The organism is Thermoanaerobacterium calidifontis (assembly GCF_055381745.1).
Window position 1 is genome coordinate 903,231 of record NZ_AP042436.1, and the last position, 20,532, is coordinate 923,762.

The following is a 20,532-nucleotide window of genomic DNA, read 5'->3' on the forward strand; positions in this document are numbered from 1 at the left end:
TTTTAGTTGGAAGAACTTAAAGTCCTTTTAGAAAACTTTTGGGTTACAAAAGAAGATACAGAAATGTTTAATAGAATACGTGACAATGAAAAGAAATTAAGATCATTTGTAGAGGATAAGTTAGGATATCGTCTTATTGTGAATCCGATTATTATAAAGTTGGAGAAAATACCTGGTGATGCTGAGGAGTGGATGGGAATTGAAGAATTTCAGAGCCCGATGGATTATGCGTTTCTATGTCTTCTCCTTGCATTTTTAGAGGACATGGGCATAGGTGATCAATTTATACTTTCAAATATAACGGAGTATATCGAGATGCAGTACGAAGGCATGGAAAGTGTTGACTGGACCTTATTTAAGCATAGAAAAGCCCTCGTGAGGGTACTCAATTTTGCAGAAAAGCTGAAAATGATAAAAGTGGATGATGGAGAGCATGAAAGATTTGCCGATAGTCGTGATGTAGAGGTTTTATATGAAAATACGGGGCTTTCAAGGTACTTTATGAGAATTATGAGCAGCGAAATAAATGAAGAGATGACGTTAGAAGATTTTATGAAAGACGACAGGTATGAGGACAACAAAGTCCTTGAGAGAAGACATAGAGTTTACAGAAAACTGCTTCTATCTCCAGCCGTCTACTATGATGGAACTGACGATCAAGATTTTATCTATATAAAAAACTACAGAAATACATTAGAAAAAGATTTTGACGATTATCTCGATGCAAAATTGCACATTCACAAAACGTCTGCATACATAATTTTTAATGAGAATAAATATGCTTCATCTTACTTTCCAGACAATAAAAATATATCTGACATAGTGCTTCAAATAGCCTATGTCTTAAGAGATATGATAGATTCTGGCAGTTTAAATGTAGGAATAGATGACTGTATTGAAATTACAGAGGGACAATTTATGAGCATCGTATCAGATGTAAAGAGTAGGTTTAAAAGCGGATGGAGCAAGATTTACACTGATATGAGTGATGAAAAATTATTTGATGAAATTACAGAGTTTATGAAAAGTTGGAAAATGGTAATATACAATGATGATACCCACTCATATACTTTGATGCCGATCTTAGGAAAGTTTATTGGTGAATATCGAAATGATTTTAAAGGAGCAATTCAAAATGAATGATAGATGGGTAATTAATAGAGCTGGTCTTCTTAATTTTTGGTACTATGATGATGAAGTGTTTGAATTTTCTGGAGGGAGGCTTCTTCTAAGAGGTTCCAATGGTTCAGGAAAATCTGTAACTATGCAGAGTTTCATACCTCTTCTTTTAGATGGCAATAAAAGCCCTGAAAGACTGGATTCATTTGGCTCAAGAGCCAGAAGGCTTGAGGATTATCTTTTAGGTGAAGAAGATGTAAATGGAATTGACGAGAGAACTGGCTATCTTTATATGGAATTTAAGAGGGAAAATAAAGATAATTATATCTCTATAGGCATAGGCCTTAAAGCAAAAAGACATCAAAGTATGGATTTTTGGGGATTTATCATTAAAGATGGACGGCGTATAGGCATTGACATATTGCTTTACAAGTTAGAGACAGGAATGGATGGGAAAAGAGTCAAAATACCTCTATCCAAAAAAGAGCTTAAAAATTGCATTGGAAGTGGCGGAGAAGTAGTTGACACACAAAGAGAATACATGGAATTAGTAAATAAAAATATATTTGGCTTTTCAAGCATTGATGACTATGATGAACTTATAAAGCTTTTAATACAGCTTAGGAGTCCAAAGCTTTCCAATGATTTAAGGCCAAGCCGTATTTACGACATATTGAATGCGTCTCTTTCAACTTTGACAGATGACGATTTAAGACCTATGTCTGAAACGATAGAAAACATGGATCAAATAAAGCTGCATTTGGATTCGCTGAATAAAAACATGAAATCTTTAAAGAAGCTTAAAAATGAATACGATAGGTACAATAGATTTATGCTTTATTACAAAGCAGAAAAGCTTCTGACGCAGAAAAATGAGCTTTCCAAAGTGCAAAAACAAAGCGATGAATTGTTGCAAAGTATTGAAAAAAATAATCAAGATGTTTTCTATGGTGAAAATAGGATATCAGAACTTGAAAGCGAGCTCCAAGCTTTGAAAAATAAAGAAATTCAACTAAGAAAAAATGATGCTTTTAATACACAAAGAGAGCTTGTTGAAGAAGAAAATATTTTGAAACAATATAGAAAAGACAAGGATTTAAAAGAGGTTCAGCTTAAAAAGAAACAAGAGAGATATTTCCAAATAGAAGAAGAACTAAAGGAGCTTTACGGTAGAGAATATAGTATTGATGAAAGAATAAGAGAAAATCTTTTAGATATGGCTTCTATATCTGAAGAAGTCAATTTTGATGAGCACAGCTTTTCAGAAGAAGAATTAAAAAAGTCTTATGGTAAAGATTTTGACTTTGACTTTTGGAACAATTCACTAAAAGAGTATACAGGAAAAGTGAGAAAGGCATTAGATGCTATCAATGAGGAGGCAGATGCAAACAAAAAATACAATGAAGCATTGTTAGAAGAAGATAGATTGAGAAAGGCAAATGAGCATTTAAAGCGAAAAATCAATGAAATTGAGATTTTGTTTGATGAAGAAAAGAACAGGTTTATTGATAAAATTTACGATTGGTCAGATACGAATAAATTTTTGAAGCTCAATAGAGAAAAAATCGAAGAACTTTCCAGAATAGTGCTATCATACGGGAAAACAAGTACTTATGAAGATCTTATTTCATTTGTAAGGAAGCCATACGAGGATATCAGAGAGAAGTTTCAGATGGACTTGATTAAAGTTAAAAATGAATTAGACTTAAAAAATTCTAAGCTGGATGAAAAAGAAGAGGAATTAAGAAAATGGAAAGAGACGGAGGATCCTGAGCCAGAGCGCAGTGAACAAGTTTTAGAAAACAGAAAAAGACTGGATAAAGCGGGAATTGCATATGTACCACTTTATAAAGCGATTGATTTTAAAAATGATATTGATGATGATACAAAGGGAAATATTGAATCAGCTCTTATAGACATGGGAATCTTGGATGCACTTATTGTGTCAAGAAGCGATTTAGACAGAGCAATGAAAATGGATAAGGACATGGCAGATAAGTATATCGTTCCGGGGACTTTTAACATGAAGCTTAATGTATTGCAGTATTTTAATGTTGTCGATTCAAATAGCGGTGTCGGATTAGACGAAATTTCAGATGCTTTAAGCAATGTATTTATCTATGAGGAAGAGAATGCAACATATATAAATTATGATGGCACGTATGGAATAGGAGTTTTAAAGGGAAAAGCTGCAGGGAATGTAAAGTCAAGGTATATAGGTTTTGAGTCGAGACGGCGTTTTAAAGATGAGATGATATCATCCATAGCTAAGGAAATAAGCATCATAAAAGATGAGATAAGAGAATTAAATGATAGACAATTGTTAATAAAATCTCAGCTAAGTGATTTAGACGTAGAATATAAAAATTTCCCAGGAAAAGATGATTTGGAAGAAGCGTTAAAGGAATTGAAAGAAGCCCAATCTAATCAAAAGTTTACTGAAAATAGATTAAACGACGCAATAATTGCTGCTAAGAAGCTTTTTGATGTGCTTCAAGAAAAGAAAGCAATTGTTAGAAAGTTGACGTCGGGAATTAGCATTCATGCAGACGCCAAATCTTACGAAAGTGCTTTAGAACAGTTAGATGAGTACAAAAATCTCCTGCAGAAATTACAGATAAACTACAATAGCTATATTACTGTCTTAAGAAGTGTAGAGACTAGAAAAATGCAGAAACAAGATATCGAGTATGACATTGATAATTACAATTTTGAGATTGATGTATTAGATACGAAGATAAAAAACAGCATAGAAAAGATCAATGTATTAAAAGAAACCATAGAAAAACTTGGTATAGAGGACCTTCAAAAGGAGCTTTCACAGTGCATAAAAAGGATTGAAGATATACCAAAGGAAATAAATGATTTAACTGCTAAAACTGCTGCGCTTAAAGAGAGAGTAGTCCTACAAGAAAAAGAGTATGAAAGATTGAGAGAGGAAATAAGGAAAAACCATGACATTTTGAACATATACCATAAAGGGTTAAAAGATGAGATAATATTTGGATTCGTTGATGAGATTAAAGATATAGACGACGTTTATAAAGCAGCGAAGACTATTCAATCACAGTACAAAGAAATGTTTGCAAAGTTTGATAAAGATAGTGCCACAGAAAAGATTAGAAATGCGTTTTATGTCTGTATAAATGAGCTTGTGGAATTTGGGCTTTCGTTAGATGTGGTTGAAAATGGACAAAGTGATTTGGATATTAATGATTATCAAGAAATATATAAAGATTTAAGAAGATATCAAATAACAGCGAAAGTAAATGACAAAAAGATATCCCTTTATGGACTTTATAACATGATAGATGAAGATATAAAGATAAACGAAAACCTTATGAAAGAAAAAGATAGGCAGCTTTTTGAGGACATAATCATGCACAATGTAGGGCGCAAAATAAGAAGCAGAATCTTTAAGGCAGAAGAATGGGTAAAAAAGATGAATGAGTTAATGTCACAGCGAGATACTTCAAGCGGTCTTAAGTTTCAATTGGAATGGAAGCCAAAAGCTGCTACAAACGAGCAAGAACTTAATACAAGGGAGCTTGTGGAGCTTTTAAAGCTTGACGCAGATATGATGAAAGAAGAAGATTTTAATTTAGTAGTAAATCATTTTAGATCAAAGGTTGAAAGTGCAAAGAAAATATATGAAGAAAACAGCAGCACTGATACATTCCACCAGATTATGAAAAGTATTCTCGACTATAGAGATTGGTTTGAGTTTAAGTTATATTTCAAAAAAGAAGGGGAAAATCGCAAAGAACTTACAAACAATGCCTTTTACAAGTTCAGCGGTGGAGAGAAAGCCATGGCTATGTATATACCTCTTTTCTCAGCCGTGTACTCCATGTATCAATCAGCGTCATCACAAGCTCCAAAGATTATATCGCTTGATGAAGCTTTTGCAGGGGTGGATGATAACAATATAAGAGATATGTTTAAGCTTATAGAAGACTTGGGATTGAATTTCATCATGAACTCTCAAGTACTGTGGGGCGATTACGATACAGTGCCAGAGCTATCTATATATGAGCTTATAAGACCTAAAAATGCAAGTTATGTATCGTTGGTAAGATATAAATGGGATGGAAAGGTTAGGCATTTAGTTACTGGAATTAAAAAAAGTGTTAAAGCGGCAGATGATTTTTCATACAATGAGGTTGCATTTACAAGAGTAGGTGAGTAGATGAAAGCCGATGATATAGCATTTTTTAGAAAAAACAAAGGGTATGAAAGGATATTTAAAGCTATTAAGGATAAATATAAAAGCATAGGAAGGATAGGTGGTGTAATCAAACTTGATGATTTGACAAATTCTGAGAAAGTAGTATTGTCTAACCATTTTAAGAAGGACTTTAGCAAACGAAAATCGATAAGTATTGATGTCAATAAATTTGCAGATACATTTTTAAATACGAGATTTGAAAAATACAGTTTGATTGATATATTAGAATCGTATTTTGATGAAAAGTTAACCAGTAAAAAAGAGGACATGTATCAGTATGAAAATGAAAAAGAAAAGTTCTTTAACAGGTTTTTATCCGAGTATGAAGGGACTAATTGTTGGCAATGGTTGAAATCTGTTTATGAAAATAAAGCTGTAGGAGTAAGAACGATAAACCAAAGATATGACAGTGATCGCATGTTGCTTAAAAGAGATATAAAATACGTATGTGATGCACTGAATAAACTTCCAGTTTATGAAGGAAAGAAATTAAGGTTACCAGTATTTTCATCGTACATCACTAGAGATCCACATAGATTCGATGTAAATACTGACTGCGGTAAAATGTTCATAAATGCACTGGCTACGATTTTCGGAGTCAATGATGTAAAAAATTCGGAAGAGATTGCTGAGCTTTTATATAGGGCTGGTATAGTGATTGACGAGATATCGAATTTCGTGACGCTTAAAGGACTTTTGGCTTATAGTGTAGACGAGTGTAACAAGGTATTTAAAGCTGCGTATGAGTGCAATGAAGTTTTGCAAGTACCGCTTTACAATTTGAGCGCGCTGGATATGGTCGAGAGCCCATCAAAAAAGGTATTTGTATTAGAAAATCCAGGTGTTTTTTTGTCCGTATGCGATTTTATTAAGAAGCCTATTCCGCTTGTATGCGCATATGGCCAACCTAGATTATCTCTGCTTGTCCTCTTAGATATGCTGTATAAAAATGGCACAGACATATATTATTCAGGTGATTTTGACCCTGAAGGTATACAAATAGCCCAAAGACTTTTTAAAAGATATCCTGACAGATTTCATTTTTGGAGGTATGATGTTGAGGACTACATAAAAGCCTTGTCAGATAAGACATTGACGGAATCAAGGCTTAAAATGCTAGATAAAATTGATACGGCTCAATTAAAGCCTTTGACTGACAAGATGAAGATATTGAAAAAAACTGGTTATCAAGAGCTTATTCTCGATGATATCATTAAAGATATATTGTCAATAATATAAGAAATATTTAAAACGCAATTGTTAATTTGACAGAATTTTATTGATGCGACTTGTGAATGTAATATTTTAGTATATAATATATTATGAAACGCTAATTTTAAAGGAGGGAGTTTTATGGCTCTAAATCAAAATATGTTCAGGATGTACGATATACGCGGTGTATGGAATGATGACCTTACTGAAGAAACAGCAGAGCTTATTGGTAAAGCCTTCGGTACATATATTCAAAATGAAAAAGGCATAAAAGATGTAATTGTAGGCAGAGACAACAGGATATCATCAAAGCCTATAAGAAATGCAGTAGTAAATGGACTTACATCTACAGGTTGCAATGTGTTGGATATCGGTGTTCTGTCGACGCCTGCTTTTTACTATTCCCGAATACTATACAATTACGATGCAGGGCTTATGATAACGGCAAGCCACAATCCACCGCAGTTTAACGGATTTAAAGTTGCATTTGGACCATCAACTATATATGGTGATGAGCTTAAGAAGCTCTATCATATTGCGGAAAAAGGCGATTTCAAGACGGGGATAGGTTCTTTGAAATACGCATATCCTATACAAAGCTACATAAAGATGATTCAGGATAAAGTAAAACTTGGCGATAAAAAGCTTAAAGTTGTCGTAGACTGTGGAAACGGTACATGTTCAAACATATATCCTGATATTATATACGGGCTGGGGTGCGAAGTATACCCACTGTACTGCGAATCAGATCCAACATTTCCAAACCATTTTCCTGATCCAGTGAACGCAGACAATCTGAAAGACTTGATAAGTGAGGTTAAAAGACTTGGCGCAGACGTTGGCATAGCTTTTGACGGTGACGGAGATAGAATTGGCGTCGTTGACGAAAAAGGCAATATAATATGGGGCGATATGCTGATGGTGCTTTACTGGAGAGAAATAATGAAAAAGCACCCTGGCGCAGATGCTATTGTTGAAGTTAAATGTTCAAAGGCACTGCCTGAAGAAATAAAGAAACTTGGTGGAAATCCGATCTTTTATAAAACTGGTCACAGCCTTATAAAGGCAAAGATGAAAGAAATCAATGCTGTCTTTACAGGTGAGATGTCAGGCCACATGTTCTTTGCTGATGAGTATTATGGCTATGATGACGCGGCGTATGCTGCAGCAAGGCTTTTAAGAATACTTTCTAATACGGATAAGACATTGTCAGAGCTTCTTTCTGATGTGCCAAAATATCCGTCAACGCCTGAATTGAGATTGCACTGCGATGATGATAAAAAATTTGACGTTGTAAAGGGTGTGACGGAACATTTTAGAGAAAAAGGGTACGATTTAATAGACATTGACGGCGCAAGAGTCATGTTTAATGGCGGATGGGGGCTTGTTAGAGCATCTAATACAGGCCCTGAATTGATTGTAAGGTGTGAAGCTGATACTGAGAAAAGGCTTGAAGAGATAAAAGATGAGCTTGCAGGTGTGCTAAAAGAATACGGTGTTGAGCTTAAATAGAAATGTACGAAGGGACTGTGAAAAATATCACGTCCCTTTTGTGTTGGAAAAATTTTATGATTTTTTTGTTGTAAACGGTCACTAAAGAAGGATTTTTAATGTCTCATGTCGAATACATCTTAAAAACACATCAAAAGGAGGCAGCATATGTGGAAGATGATGAAAAATGGTATGTCATATATACTAGAACGGGAGATGAACTGAAAGTAAAAAGGTTGATTGAATTGCTATTTTGTAAATTGAAAAGAAAATCTATTAGAGTGTTGATACCTAAAAGGGCAATAATTGAAAGAAAAGGCAAGAACCGTGTGGAGAAAATAAAGTTTTTATTTCCAGGTTACGTATTTATAAAGACGTGCATGAGCCACGAACTTTACAATGATATTAAAAGATTACCTCGCTTTTTAAAATTTTTAAAAGATGGGATTGAGCCTGCTGAGGTAAGAGAAGAAGAAATAAATATCATACTGGCACTTATAGGAGACTCCGATATAGTCGGATTTTCGACAGGCATAAAAGTAGGCGGAAAGGTAAAAATCATCGATGGACCGCTTAAAGGGTTTGAAGGTCTTATCGAAAAAATCGACAAACGGAAAGGAAGGGTAAAAGTTAGGCTAAATGTATCTGGAAATGTCAACCTGGTTGATTTAGGCATCCGAATTGTGGAAAATTTAGATAAAAACGAAGATAAGCTATCAGAAGTTTCGTGATGTGATGGAGGAATACGCATGAAAATAAGAAAAGCTATAATACCTGCGGCAGGACTTGGGACAAGGTTTTTGCCTGCAACAAAAGCACAGCCAAAGGAAATGCTGCCAATAGTAGACAAGCCTACGATTCAGTATATAGTTGAAGAAGCTGTAAACTCAGGCATAGAGGATATACTCATAATAACAGGAAGAAATAAAAGAGCGATAGAGGACCATTTCGACAAATCGATAGAATTGGAATTGGAGCTTAAGAAGAAAGGCAAAGAAAATCTTTTAAGCCTCGTTGAAGACATAACAAATATGGTTGACATACATTATATAAGGCAGAAAGAGCCAAAGGGATTAGGCCATGCTATTTACTGTGCCAGAGCATTTGTAGGAGATGAGCCATTTGCAGTTTTATTAGGTGATGACATAGTTGATGCAGAAGTACCCGTATTAAAACAGATGATAGAACAATACGAAAGGTACAACTGCTCTATAATAGGCGTACAAGAAGTGCCAAAGAGTGAAGTAGACAAATACGGCATAGTAGATGCCAATATGATTGATGATAGGCTGTATAGAGTAAACAACCTTATAGAGAAGCCAAGAATAGATGAAGCGCCATCAAACATGGCGATATTAGGAAGGTACATAATATCGCCAAGGATATTTGAAATATTGAAAGATGTAAAGCCTGGAGCAGGTGGAGAGATACAGCTTACTGATGCGCTTAAAGTGTTATTGGAGTATGAAGCCATATATGCATATAATTTTGAAGGGAAAAGGTACGACGTAGGAGACAAGATGGGGTACTTGAAAGCGACGGTAGAGTACGCCTTAAAGAGAGATGATTTGAAAGATGAATTTAGAAAATACTTGAAAGAAATTGCAGCTATTGCCGAAGAGGTAGCTACATACAGTGAAAAATAAATAACAATATAGGAGGAATAAGATGGAAGAAGAAATTTCTTTGAGAGAATTATTGGAGATTATATGGAAATGGCGAAAGACTATCGCTTTGATAACTATTGTATCTGTATTGATAGCTGGTTTATTGAGCTTTTTTGTGATAAAACCAACTTATGAAGCAACTACGACTTTAAGTGTGTCAGATATAACGCCACAGACAGGATTTTTTGGTTCAAATACAACAGTTGTTTTGCCTAATCAAAATAGCAGTGATGGGTCAATGATACAAAGCGATACGGCGGATAAAGATTTATCGTATTTATTATCTTCTATTTTAAAGTATCAAGATATGACAGTAAATACATATAAAGAAGAGGTCACGAATCCACAAGTATTGTTAAACACGATTAAACAATTAAAGCTTGACCCTAAAAGATACACGCTTGATAATTTCAAAAATGAAATTGACGTGCAAACAATTGATAACACTAATTTAATAACAATTACTGTAAAAGAGAAAGATCCCAAATTAGCGGCTAAAATAGCTGATGCTATTGCAGCAAATTTTAAATCTTACATAGTATCAAGAAACAATAGGCAGACAGATAAACTTATAACCACGATAGAGAACCTCATAAATCTTCAAAATTCAAAGATCGAAGCGGCCACAAATGAATTAAACAGTATAAATCCAGCAAACAAGACTGAATATGAACAAAATCAAACTAAATTGAATCTTTTAAAGAATACAAGAGATATAATGATGGAAAAGTACAATATGCTTCAACTTGTAAAAGCATCTAACTTAGGTGAGCAAGGCATAATGGTTACATCAAAAGCCATCGTTCCTGATAAACCTGTATCGCCGAAGAAATCATTAAATATAGCAATTGCCTTTATATTAGGTCTTATGGTAAGTGTGTTTGTGGTATTTTTTGCAGAATATTGGAAAAGTACCAGTGCCAAAGTTGAAAAAAAATAATAGAGTTAAACAATAAAAATCCCGCTTTGTTAAGATGGGATTTTTATTGTTATTGAAAGATTTTATAGAGAGTTTCATAATATTAAAAGTGATTATAAATAAAAATCGTTTAGGAGAATATATATATTAATGAAAAATCATTTAGGAGGCGCAATCTTGAAGAATAAAGGATTGTCGGTATTTTCAATTGCTGCAACATATATAGGTACTGTGGTGGGGGCTGGATTTGCGTCTGGACAGGAAGTACTGCAATTCTTTGGATACCACGGTGTTAAAGGATTCGTGGGTCTTTTTGCCGCAGCCATTATGTTTATCGTATATGGGTATTTTATTTTATTATTGGGCAATAGGCTTAATGCTTCTTCACATTATGAGGTTATTATGGATGTTGGAGGCCCTTTTTTTGGCAAAATAATGGATTATGTAATCATATTTTTTTTATTTGGAGCTTTTACGGCAATGCTGGCAGGTACGGCAGCGATTTTTAAAGAACAGTTTGGGCTACCATCTCAGTTTGGAGCTGTTTTGATGGCTGTGATATCTGTTATGACAGTGTTGACAGGAATAGCAGGTGTTATTTCTGCTATTTCTTTTGTGGTGCCGATTTTATTGCTGGGAGTATTTTTGATAAGTGCATTAGCTCTTTTTTATACACCAGATATTTTTGTGTTAAGTCGTATATCAATGCCATTTGATGCAGCAGTTAAAAATTTTTTTATATCAGGGGTTATCTACGCTTCATATAATTTATTGATGTCTGTAGCGATATTAGCACCTCTTGGGAATCAAACAACGAATAAATCGGATTTAAAATTAGGTGCTTTATTTGGAGGTTTAGGCTTGTGGGCCGGTGCTACGATGATCTTGGTGGCCATTCTTTTGAACATGCCTAAAGTTTCAAATTATCAAATACCTATGCTTTATATCGCCGGAAAGTTTTCAACGTTGCTAAAGCTAATATACAGTTTTATTTTGATTGCAGAAATTTATACGACTGCTGTTGGAAATCTTTATGGTTTTGTGGCAAGATTGACTGATACCAGAAGCATATTGTATAAAGTCTGTACAATCATTACAGGTGGTGTAGGACTGATATTAAGCGGATTTGGATTTTCAAAATTAGTACACTATATGTATCCGATTGCAGGTTATGCTGGAATTGTGATGCTGATTGGGATAACGTATGGTTTGATTAAGAAAAAATGATGTAAATGAGCTATTTTGCTAATGTTTTTTGCTTGTGTTTCGAAATATATATTGGATAAATAGTGTTGCTGCAGACTTTATAGACAGGAGTGAAAACATGAACTCTTTTTTGTACGATGCAAAGACAAAATGCCCAGTTTGTGGCAGAGAATTTACTTATACTAAAGTTAGAATGTCTCATTTAAGAGTTGTGGAAATCAGAAAGGATCTGTATACAAAATATGAAGGAATAGAGCCTTTTTTTTATGATCCTATTGTATGTCCCAATTGCGGTTATGCTGCATTAAACGAATCTTTTAACAATATTAATGAAGAAAGTAGAAAGGAGGTTCTTTCAAGAATCACTACAAATTGGACGAAAAGAAAGTTTTCTGGTGAAAGGACTCCTAAAAAAGCTTTAGAATCGTATCTTTTGTCTTTATATTGTTCAGAGATAAAAAACGATAAAGATATAATATTTGCTAAGACATGCTTGAGGATAAGTTGGATATACGACATATTAGGAGATACTGCAAATAAAATAAAGTTCTTAAAGATTTCATTAGACAAATATGAGAAAGCATATGAAGGAAATGATTCATTTGAAGGCGAGATACAGCTTATATATTTGATAGGTGAGTTAAACAAGATATTAGGCAATAGAGATGAAGCTCTAAAATGGTTTAACAAGGTAATAAATCATCCATTGAGAAGCAATTATTCTATGATAGTTGATTTTGCAAGAGATGAATGGCAAAGCCTAAAAATATGAGGTCATGTTTTTACATGTGACCTCATATTTTTATATGAGGAGAAATGTACAAAGGGGGATACAAATGTTTCAGACAAAAAAACCAGAAAATAGTACAATTTACTTCTTTAATAATGAATTTATCAAAAATGGGTTAAGCGAACAAGAAGCACGTAAGAGATTATTGAAATACGGTCCTAATGTTCTTGATGAAGGTAGAAAATTGACTGCTTTCGATATTTTTTTAGATCAATTTAAAGATTTTATTGTGATGGTTTTGTTAGTTGCAACGTTGATTTCTGCTCTAATGGGAGAAATAGCCGATGCTGTGACGATTACGGTTATTATAATCCTTAACGCAATTCTTGGTTTTGTGCAAGAATACAGGACCGAACAGTCGCTGGATGCTCTGAAAAAACTTTCTGCACCATCTTCAAAGGTTTTAAGGGATGGTGCTGTAAAAGAAATACCTTCAGAAGAGATAACAGTCGATGATGTAATATTGCTTGAAGCAGGCGACAAAGTTCCAGCAGATGCTATCGTATTTGAAGCTTATAACTTAAGGCTTGATGAATCTATTTTAACAGGTGAGTCTATTCCTGTAACAAAAGAACCTGTCGAAATAGGAAACAGGAAGGTGGCGCCAAAAAATAGCTTTATATACATGGGTACTGTAGTCACAAGCGGACGCTGCAAAGCTTTAGTTGTTGATGTAGGTATGAGGACTGAAATGGGAAAAATTGCAGGGATGATTAAGGATATTGACGACAGTATGACGCCACTTCAAAGAAGGCTTGATAAATTAGGGAAGATCCTTGTAACAGGTTCTTTATTAATTTGTGCTCTTGTGGTAGTTATGGGAATCATTAGAGGCGAGTCTATCTATTACATGTTTTTGTCTGGAGTCAGTCTTGCAGTAGCTGCCATACCTGAAGGTCTTCCTGCTGTTGTTACAGTGTCCCTTGCAATAGGAGTTCAAAGAATGTTAAAGCGAAATGCGATTGTCAGGAAACTGCCGGCTGTAGAGACCCTTGGATGTACAAATGTCATCTGCACTGATAAAACAGGCACTTTGACGGAAAACAAAATGACAGTTAAAAAGATTTTTGTAAATGATGGTGTTGTAGAAATTGAAGGAAAGTCAAACAACGTTAAATTTACAATAAATAGTATAAAAGTAGAGCCTATTTACGATCCCGCATTAAAAAGGCTACTAGAAATAGGATATATGTGTAATAATGCAGATGTAAAAATAGAAAAGATCAAAGTAAGAAATGAAGTTGTAGAAGATGTTAAATACGTTGGTGATCCTACAGAAGCTGCCATCATGTATGCTTCAGTTTTAGGAGGCGTATCTAAAGAATACGTAGAAAAAAAGATGAAACGAATTGAAGAAATTCCATTTGATTCAGACAGAAAAAGGATGAGCGTCGTAGTTGAGGAAAATGGCTTGATGTATGCATTTACGAAGGGTGCCCCAGATGTTGTAGTCGAACTATGCACTAAGGTTTTAAGGGATGGAAGGGAGGTTCCACTCAGCTCTTTTGAAAAAAAGAAAATACTTGAGACGAATGAAAAGTTCAGTAGGGATGCTCTTAGGGTGTTGGCATTTGCCTATAGGAGGCTTCCTAAAGGAGTTAGATACAGTGATCTATCAGTTATTGAGAGGGATTTGGTCTTTGTCGGATTAGAAGGAATGATAGATCCACCAAGAAAAGAAGCATACGATGCTGTATTAAAATGTAAATTGGCAGGCATTAAACCTATAATGATAACAGGGGATCATAAGTTAACTGCTGCAGCTATTGCAGATGAATTAAATATACACTCTAAAACTGATAACATCATGACAGGAGAGGAGATAGATAGATTAGATGATAAGAAACTTAATGAAGCGGTAGAGAATACGACGGTTTACGCGAGAGTTTCTCCAAAACATAAATTGAGGATTGTAAGAGCTTTAAAAAGCAGGGGATATGTTGTAGCCATGACTGGCGATGGTGTAAATGATGCACCTGCCATTAAAGAGGCTGATATTGGCATTTCTATGGGGAAAAGCGGTACAGATGTAGCGAAAGAGGCGTCTTCTATGATTTTGACTGATGACAATTTTGCTACCATTGTAGCGGCAATTGAAGAAGGGAGGATTATATACGACAACATAAGAAAATTTATAAGATATTTATTATCATGCAACATTGGAGAAGTAATAACGATGTTTTTAGCTGCTTTGTCATCTTTAGAGCTTCCGCTTGTTCCTATACAAATTTTGATGGTAAATCTTGTGACAGACGGGCTACCCGCATTAGCGTTGGGGCTTGATCCTGCTGATAAAGACATAATGAATTTAAAACCGAGAAAGGCAGATGAAAGCATCTTTGCAAACGGCCTTGGAATAAGAATAGGCATCGTTGGAACTTTAATGGCTGTTTGCACCTTGTCATCGTACATATTTGCATTGACTTACGGCACATTGGACAGAGCAAGAACGATTGCGTTTTCGACTTTAGTCATGGTAGAGCTTATACATTCGTTTGAATGTAGATCAGAGAGGCATTTGATATTTGAGTTAGGCTTATTTACTAACAAATATTTAGTAGTTGCAGTTACTGCATCATTCTTGCTTTTTCTCTCAACTATATACATACCATTTTTAAGCGCTGTTTTTAGGACTGTACCTTTGACTTGGTTTGATTGGTTGGTAGTAGTATTTTTTTCATCTATAGAATTTGTCTTTAATAATCTGTATACTGCCTTTGTACTTCCTAAAAAAGAGGCGAAGTAAGTTACTTCGCCTCTTTTAAAACTTTCAAAGAATATCTAAGTTCTAAGTAGTTTACAAGTTTTTTTACTACGTCTTTCTTATCGTCATTTATGAAATTCCATTTATGCCTGTAGTCTGCAATGATGGATTTTGATATTGTGCTTTGATTTAATTCATCTCTTTCAATGTCTTTGTATATAAAAAGCCTTGAAACCCTTCCAGCACCTTTTGACAATGTCTCCGGATTTATTCCGTAATCGACGACATCAGCTTGCACTAAAGCATACCAATTGTAGTCGTCTATCTTTCCATATATGATTCCATACTTGTTGGTTTTGCTGTATACTTTGATCATTGAATACTCCTCCAATAGAATTTTTCTTCTATTAGAGTTTATTTACTTGTCCTAAATTTTATTCGCGTATTCTGGAAACCATAAAAGTATTTCTCTTTTTGCACTTTCTAAGCTGTCAGAGCCGTGCACTATATTGAATGTCGTGTTTGTGCAAAAATCCCCTCGTATTGTACCTGGTTGAGCATCTTCAATTTTTGTAGGACCGTTTAAGAGCCTTACTATTTTAACAGCATTATCACCTTCTAAGACCATGGCGAAGACAGGTCCAGACATCATATATTGAATTAAGTCAGCATAAAATGGTTTGTCTTTGTGCTCCTCATAATGCTTTTGAAGGAGTTCCAAAGAAGGCCATATAACTTTTGCAGCCACAAGATTAAGTCCTTTGCTTTCGTACCTTTTTAATATCTCGCCTATGAGCCCGCGCTTTACACCGTCTGGCTTTACCATAGCAAATGTCTTTTCCATTTACATTCCATCCTTTTCTAAATTATTCTTTTTATTAATTTTATCCCTAACAAGGGATGTTAATGCACAGATTATGGAAAATATTCCTGCTACTATATATGCGTCTCTCAATCCAAATAAAAACGCACTGCTATTGTTTATTTTTATTGATTCATAAAACATCTGCCTGTTGGTAAATATTGCACTTCCCATTGCTATACCGAGAACCATTCCTGCATTTCTCATTGTGGCTAAGAAGGCAGATGCGATGCCGAGTCTATTTCTTGATACACTGCCCATTATAGAGCTGTTGTTAGGCGTTTGGAAGATTCCGTTGCCAACGCCGAAAATACCTAATCTTAACATTATTGATGCCATCGATGAATGTAATGTCAGCGTTGACATAGAGAAAAGTGCAACGGCTGTAATCAAAGCGCCAATAGTAGATAAAATTTGTGCTCCATATCTATCAGATAAAATGCCACTTAATGGTGCGACAACAAGCATTATAAGAGGAAAAGACGTCATTATGATACCGGATAAGTCTGTAGAATATCCGATTTTCTGCAAGAGAAAAGGTGTCAAGAATGTCATGGTGTTTTGCGCCATAAAATTTATTAGTGTACTTAAGTTTCCAAATGTAAATAACCTTATTTTAAATAGGCTTAAGTCCAACATTGGAAACTCTACTTTGTATTCTATTATTATAAATGCTATAAAAAATGTTATAAATGTTAATAGAGATATAATGCTTAGAATAGACGTCCAGCCCCAAGTGCCGCCTTCAGATATAAATAGGAGAAGTGCGGTAAGAAAGATAAATGCCGATAATGCGCCAAATGGGTCAAATTTCTCTGGCACTCCTTTATTATCTGGAACTACTATTTGAGCCCATATAAAGCCGATTATGCCTATTGGTATGTTTATATAAAATATTGATCTCCAGCCTAAGTATGTAAGCAAGAAACCGCCTAATGTGGGTCCTATCGAAAGCCCTATAGATACGGCCATTGCATTAAAGCCTAATGCTTTTCCTCTTTCGCTGGGAGGGAATGTAGCAGTTATTATAGCTGGAGCCATTGACATAAGCATACCAGCACCTACAGCTTGAAAAGCTCTTACAATGATAAGCATGTAAATATTGTTTGACATACTTAATATGGCGGAAGTGACGGAAAAAGTTATTAAACCGTACTGATACAGCTTTTTATAACCTACCATGTCTCCAAGCCTGCCAAATGTCAACATTAAACTTGAAAGCATTAATAAGTATGTCATGGAAATCCAACTGGTTGTGGTAATATCTGTGTGAAATATTTTTGCCAGTTGTGGCATTGCTATGTTTGTTACACTGCCGTCTATAGGTCCCATTACGGTACCTATAAGCACAGCAGATAAGATTATCCATTTATTAGTGCGAAGTTTTTCCATATGTGCCTTTCCTTTCTTGCGGTTTTTATAGTGGTTTTGACATAAAAAATTATAACACAGTTTTTACACAAAAACGAAATGAAGTGTGACTTTCAGAATCATGGTCATGTATTGCTTTTTTTGTCAAATATGTCTATAATTTAACTTGTATATTTTAGCTTAGGATGTGTGCAGATGGTAGATGTAAAGAGACTATTAATCGTTTGCTTTTTCACAATGATAATAAATTTGATCGATACATTATCGTATTCTATAAGGCCATCAGGTGTAAGGACCAGAAAGCTGGCAGTTTCATTATCATTGTTCAATATAATGGCTGTAATTTCAAGATTGTCAAACATGATTCAAGGACCATTTTTAGGAAGTCTTGTTGATATATCCATAAAGTACAAGCTGGTTTCAGCTTTAAGCATCGATATGAGATTTGTATTGTTGTCGGCTACATTAGGCGCTGTCATAGGCGCACCGTTAATGCCTACGTTTGTTTCAGTGTTTTCGTCTGCCATAAACGGCATGGAGAAAGCTGGATCTGTGCCGAAACTTGTACTCATGTCTTTAAAGTGGAGCAGCATAAAGAAAATAAGGACTAAGATAGTTTTACCTAAGTTTAGCATGTTAAAAGGCATTAAAGAGACGAAAATACCTAAGAGCTTTCTGGTTTACAATGTGATAATAACTTCTATATACACAACAGGCATTATATCGTCATTGTATGCAGGTGCATTGCTGCCAGAATTTAGAACTACAGCAAGTCTGCTTTCGGGAATAGTCAATGGCTTTGCTACAATCCTTTTGACAGTCATTGTCGATCCTGTTGCAGCACTTATTACAGATCAAGCACTGGCTGGGAAAAGGACACAGCAAGATGTAAATACAATGGTGATATTATTAGTATTCGGAAAAATAATAGGTACGCTATTGGCGCAAATAGTCTTTGTACCGGCATCTCATTTGATTCTCTTTGTCACAAAATTAATTGTTTAATGAAAATTTAACACAGAAGAAACAAAAATAGTGTATAATATATAAAAAGGATTCTTATGCGAATCAAAGGAGATGGATAGCCTTGAATTTTGTAAATCCGACAAAAGGCGTTTTGGATATTGATAAGATGTTTAATGATATTGTGGAGTTTATAAAAAGCGATAAAAATTCCAAGTACAAGCTTATGATAGGGACTGATTCACAACCTGGCAAAGTCATATGCTTTGTTTCTGCGGTAATCATATATCGCGAAGGAAAAGGTGCCAGATATTACTACAGGAAGTTTCAACATAAAAAAATTCCATCTCTAAGGCAAAGGATTTTTATGGAGGCTAATTACAGCATAGAGCTTGCAAATATATTGTCATCAAAATTTGAAAAAATGGGTAAGAAAGATTTTAATATAGAGATACATCTTGATGTTGGCGAGAACGGCATGACAAAAGACATTATAAAAGAAGTAGTTGGTATGGTTACAGGCTGTGGCTTTGATGCACAGGTAAAACCTGATTCATACGGAGCAAGCAAAGTAGCTGATAAACATACAAAGTCAATGTAAATCACGTTCAATGAAAACCTCTTTTGAGGTTTTTATTTTTTTGCGGTGCATTACATGTTAAATTTTGAAAAATTATTTTTTTAACTATTGCAATATTGGCAGCAAGTGGTATAATTAAGTTAAGGAAATAAAATATTAATTGATAATAATTATTATTTACGGGGTGATATTATGGATAAAGTCGTTAAAATAAAAAATGATGTTTACTGGGTGGGAGTTTTAGATCCTGATCTTGAGTATTTTGATATAGTATGGAGAACACCATGGGGAACATCTTACAATTCATATCTTGTAAAAGGAAAAGAAAAAATCGCATTGATTGAAACGGTAAAAGAGCCATTTTACGATGAGTACGTCGATAAGATAAAAAGCCTTGTAAATTTAAAAGACATTGATTATATCATTGTAGACCATACAGAACCTGATCATTCTGGTGCATTGCCGAAACTTCTCAAAGAGGCGGTAAACGCGGAAGTCATTGGCAGCAGGACGGCTATAACTTTTTTGAAAGGACAGATAAACCGCGATTTTAAGTTTAGAATAGTAAATGATGGTGACTCTATTGAATTAGGCGGTAAGACATTAAAATTCATCATGGCACCGTTTCTTCATTGGCCTGACACAATGTTTACTTATCTGGAGGAAGAAAGAATTTTATTTACATGCGATGCTTTTGGCTGCCATTATACACCTAAACATCTTTTTAACGATCTTGAAGATGATTTTAAAGAAGCTTACAAGCTTTATTTTGATTCCATCATAAGCCCATTTAAGCCAAAGGTTTTGGAGGCATTGGAAAAAATTAAGGATATTCCTCTTGATGTAATAGCAGTAGGACATGGACCTGTGCTGAGGGAAAATATCGATAAGTATTTGCAGGATTATGAGAAGTGGAGCAAAGAAGATGTAGCTCAAAAAAAGAAAGTGCTTATATACTATGTTTCTGCATACGGAAACACGAGAAAAATGGCTGAGGAGATTGGCAATGGCATAAAAGATTCTGGTGTCATAGATGTTGAAATATACAACGCAAAAGCTGTTGATTTAGATGATGTTAGAGATAAGCTTGAAAAAGCAGATGGACTTTTGTTTGGTTCTCCTACAATTACTGGTGATGCTGTTGAACCTATATGGAATGTCATAGATAGAATAAATCCAATAAAGAATAAAAATAAGCCTGCTGCAGTTTTCGGTTCTTATGGATGGAGTGGCGAGGCAATACCATTGATGGAAGAAAGGCTAAAAGGTCTTAAACTTAATTTGGTTGAACCGGGTCTTAAAGTTAATTTTATTCCAAGCGATGACGATATTGAAAGGTGCAGAGATTTTGGAAGAATATTTGCTTCATCGCTTGTATAACATAAAAGTGTTATATGCATCACGCATATAACACGGAGCT

At 34.8% G+C, this 20,532-nt stretch carries 16 protein-coding genes; 13 read left to right on the forward strand and 3 right to left on the reverse strand.

Features of this window, described 5'->3' with window-relative positions; translation table 11 throughout:
• Positions 1 to 6 precede the first annotated feature (6 nt).
• The 10 genes from ACZ42G_RS04480 (at position 7) to ACZ42G_RS04525 (ending at position 15,378) form a co-directional block, all read left to right on the forward strand.
• Positions 7 to 1,143, forward strand: coding sequence for a TIGR02678 family protein (locus ACZ42G_RS04480; protein ID WP_464851620.1), 1,137 nt, complete (start codon positions 7 to 9; stop codon positions 1,141 to 1,143).
• Positions 1,136 to 5,308 carry a TIGR02680 family protein gene (locus ACZ42G_RS04485; RefSeq protein ID WP_464851622.1) on the forward strand — a complete coding sequence of 1,391 codons (4,173 nt, stop codon included), beginning with the start codon at positions 1,136 to 1,138 and terminating at the stop codon, positions 5,306 to 5,308. The genes ACZ42G_RS04480 and ACZ42G_RS04485 overlap by 8 nt, the downstream gene beginning before the upstream one ends.
• Complete coding sequence (locus ACZ42G_RS04490) at positions 5,309 to 6,586, forward strand: TIGR02679 family protein (RefSeq protein WP_464851624.1); 1,278 nt, start codon at positions 5,309 to 5,311, stop codon at positions 6,584 to 6,586.
• Positions 6,587 to 6,700: 114 nt separating this feature from the next.
• On the forward strand, positions 6,701 to 8,071 hold the full coding sequence (locus tag ACZ42G_RS04495; protein WP_085112994.1) for a phosphomannomutase/phosphoglucomutase: 1,371 nt from the start codon (positions 6,701 to 6,703) through the stop codon (positions 8,069 to 8,071).
• 98 nt (positions 8,072 to 8,169) lie between these two features.
• A complete protein-coding gene (gene loaP, locus ACZ42G_RS04500; protein ID WP_240495856.1) occupies positions 8,170 to 8,781 on the forward strand; it encodes an antiterminator LoaP in 612 nt (203 codons plus the stop codon).
• 18 nt (positions 8,782 to 8,799) lie between these two features.
• The gene (gene galU / locus ACZ42G_RS04505) at positions 8,800 to 9,696 is read left to right on the forward strand and encodes a UTP--glucose-1-phosphate uridylyltransferase GalU (protein ID WP_274892545.1); all 897 of its coding nucleotides are present in this window, start codon (positions 8,800 to 8,802) and stop codon (positions 9,694 to 9,696) included.
• A 22-nt stretch (positions 9,697 to 9,718) separates the two neighbouring features.
• Entirely contained in the window at positions 9,719 to 10,657 is a 939-nt protein-coding gene (locus tag ACZ42G_RS04510; RefSeq protein ID WP_464851626.1) for a YveK family protein, read from the forward strand.
• A 156-nt stretch (positions 10,658 to 10,813) separates the two neighbouring features.
• Positions 10,814 to 11,863, forward strand: a complete 1,050-nt coding sequence (locus ACZ42G_RS04515; protein WP_464851628.1) for a YkvI family membrane protein — start codon at positions 10,814 to 10,816, stop codon at positions 11,861 to 11,863.
• Positions 11,864 to 11,960: 97 nt separating this feature from the next.
• Entirely contained in the window at positions 11,961 to 12,614 is a 654-nt protein-coding gene (locus ACZ42G_RS04520) for a DUF2225 domain-containing protein (RefSeq protein ID WP_274894029.1), read from the forward strand.
• Positions 12,615 to 12,678: 64 nt separating this feature from the next.
• Positions 12,679 to 15,378: a calcium-translocating P-type ATPase, SERCA-type gene (locus tag ACZ42G_RS04525; RefSeq protein ID WP_464851630.1), complete on the forward strand. Its 2,700-nt coding sequence runs from the start codon at positions 12,679 to 12,681 to the stop codon at positions 15,376 to 15,378.
• A gap of 1 nt (position 15,379) precedes the next feature.
• Here the strand turns inward: ACZ42G_RS04525 and ACZ42G_RS04530 are convergent, their stop codons facing one another.
• Genes ACZ42G_RS04530 through ACZ42G_RS04540 form a run of 3 tightly spaced genes read right to left on the reverse strand, consistent with a single transcriptional unit; the run spans position 15,380 to position 17,590 of the window.
• Positions 15,380 to 15,712 carry a hypothetical protein gene (locus tag ACZ42G_RS04530; RefSeq protein WP_085112988.1) on the reverse strand — a complete coding sequence of 111 codons (333 nt, stop codon included), beginning with the start codon at positions 15,710 to 15,712 and terminating at the stop codon, positions 15,380 to 15,382.
• Between the two features lie 51 nt (positions 15,713 to 15,763).
• Positions 15,764 to 16,180 carry a nucleoside-diphosphate kinase gene (ndk, locus tag ACZ42G_RS04535; protein WP_085112987.1) on the reverse strand — a complete coding sequence of 139 codons (417 nt, stop codon included), beginning with the start codon at positions 16,178 to 16,180 and terminating at the stop codon, positions 15,764 to 15,766.
• The gene (locus ACZ42G_RS04540; RefSeq protein ID WP_085112986.1) at positions 16,181 to 17,590 is read right to left on the reverse strand and encodes an MFS transporter; all 1,410 of its coding nucleotides are present in this window, start codon (positions 17,588 to 17,590) and stop codon (positions 16,181 to 16,183) included. It lies immediately after the preceding gene.
• Between the two features lie 174 nt (positions 17,591 to 17,764).
• On the opposite strand from ACZ42G_RS04540, the gene ACZ42G_RS04545 reads away from it, so the two are divergent.
• The 3 genes from ACZ42G_RS04545 (at position 17,765) to ACZ42G_RS04555 (ending at position 20,492) form a co-directional block, all read left to right on the forward strand.
• Positions 17,765 to 18,574, forward strand: a complete 810-nt coding sequence (locus ACZ42G_RS04545) for a lipid II flippase Amj family protein (RefSeq protein ID WP_085112985.1) — start codon at positions 17,765 to 17,767, stop codon at positions 18,572 to 18,574.
• 82 nt (positions 18,575 to 18,656) lie between these two features.
• A complete protein-coding gene (locus ACZ42G_RS04550) occupies positions 18,657 to 19,133 on the forward strand; it encodes a ribonuclease H-like YkuK family protein (RefSeq protein WP_038069401.1) in 477 nt (158 codons plus the stop codon).
• A gap of 171 nt (positions 19,134 to 19,304) precedes the next feature.
• Positions 19,305 to 20,492: an FprA family A-type flavoprotein gene (locus ACZ42G_RS04555; RefSeq protein ID WP_085112984.1), complete on the forward strand. Its 1,188-nt coding sequence runs from the start codon at positions 19,305 to 19,307 to the stop codon at positions 20,490 to 20,492.
• Positions 20,493 to 20,532: the final 40 nt, after the last annotated feature.

Excerpts from the sequence above, each read along its gene's own strand:
- ACZ42G_RS04485 (WP_464851622.1), top strand. The coding sequence starts at position 1,136 with ATGAATGATAGATGGGTAATTAATAGAGCTGGTCTTCTTAATTTTTGG.
- ACZ42G_RS04490 (WP_464851624.1), top strand. The coding sequence starts at position 5,309 with ATGAAAGCCGATGATATAGCATTTTTTAGAAAAAACAAAGGGTATGAA.
- ACZ42G_RS04495 (WP_085112994.1), top strand. The coding sequence starts at position 6,701 with ATGGCTCTAAATCAAAATATGTTCAGGATGTACGATATACGCGGTGTA.
- loaP (WP_240495856.1), top strand. The coding sequence starts at position 8,170 with ATGTCTCATGTCGAATACATCTTAAAAACACATCAAAAGGAGGCAGCA.
- galU (WP_274892545.1), top strand. The coding sequence starts at position 8,800 with ATGAAAATAAGAAAAGCTATAATACCTGCGGCAGGACTTGGGACAAGG.
- ACZ42G_RS04510 (WP_464851626.1), top strand. The coding sequence starts at position 9,719 with ATGGAAGAAGAAATTTCTTTGAGAGAATTATTGGAGATTATATGGAAA.
- ACZ42G_RS04520 (WP_274894029.1), top strand. The coding sequence starts at position 11,961 with ATGAACTCTTTTTTGTACGATGCAAAGACAAAATGCCCAGTTTGTGGC.
- ACZ42G_RS04525 (WP_464851630.1), top strand. The coding sequence starts at position 12,679 with ATGTTTCAGACAAAAAAACCAGAAAATAGTACAATTTACTTCTTTAAT.
- ACZ42G_RS04530 (WP_085112988.1), bottom strand. The coding sequence starts at position 15,712 with ATGATCAAAGTATACAGCAAAACCAACAAGTATGGAATCATATATGGA.
- ndk (WP_085112987.1), bottom strand. The coding sequence starts at position 16,180 with ATGGAAAAGACATTTGCTATGGTAAAGCCAGACGGTGTAAAGCGCGGG.
- ACZ42G_RS04540 (WP_085112986.1), bottom strand. The coding sequence starts at position 17,590 with ATGGAAAAACTTCGCACTAATAAATGGATAATCTTATCTGCTGTGCTT.
- ACZ42G_RS04545 (WP_085112985.1), top strand. The coding sequence starts at position 17,765 with ATGGTAGATGTAAAGAGACTATTAATCGTTTGCTTTTTCACAATGATA.
- ACZ42G_RS04555 (WP_085112984.1), top strand. The coding sequence starts at position 19,305 with ATGGATAAAGTCGTTAAAATAAAAAATGATGTTTACTGGGTGGGAGTT.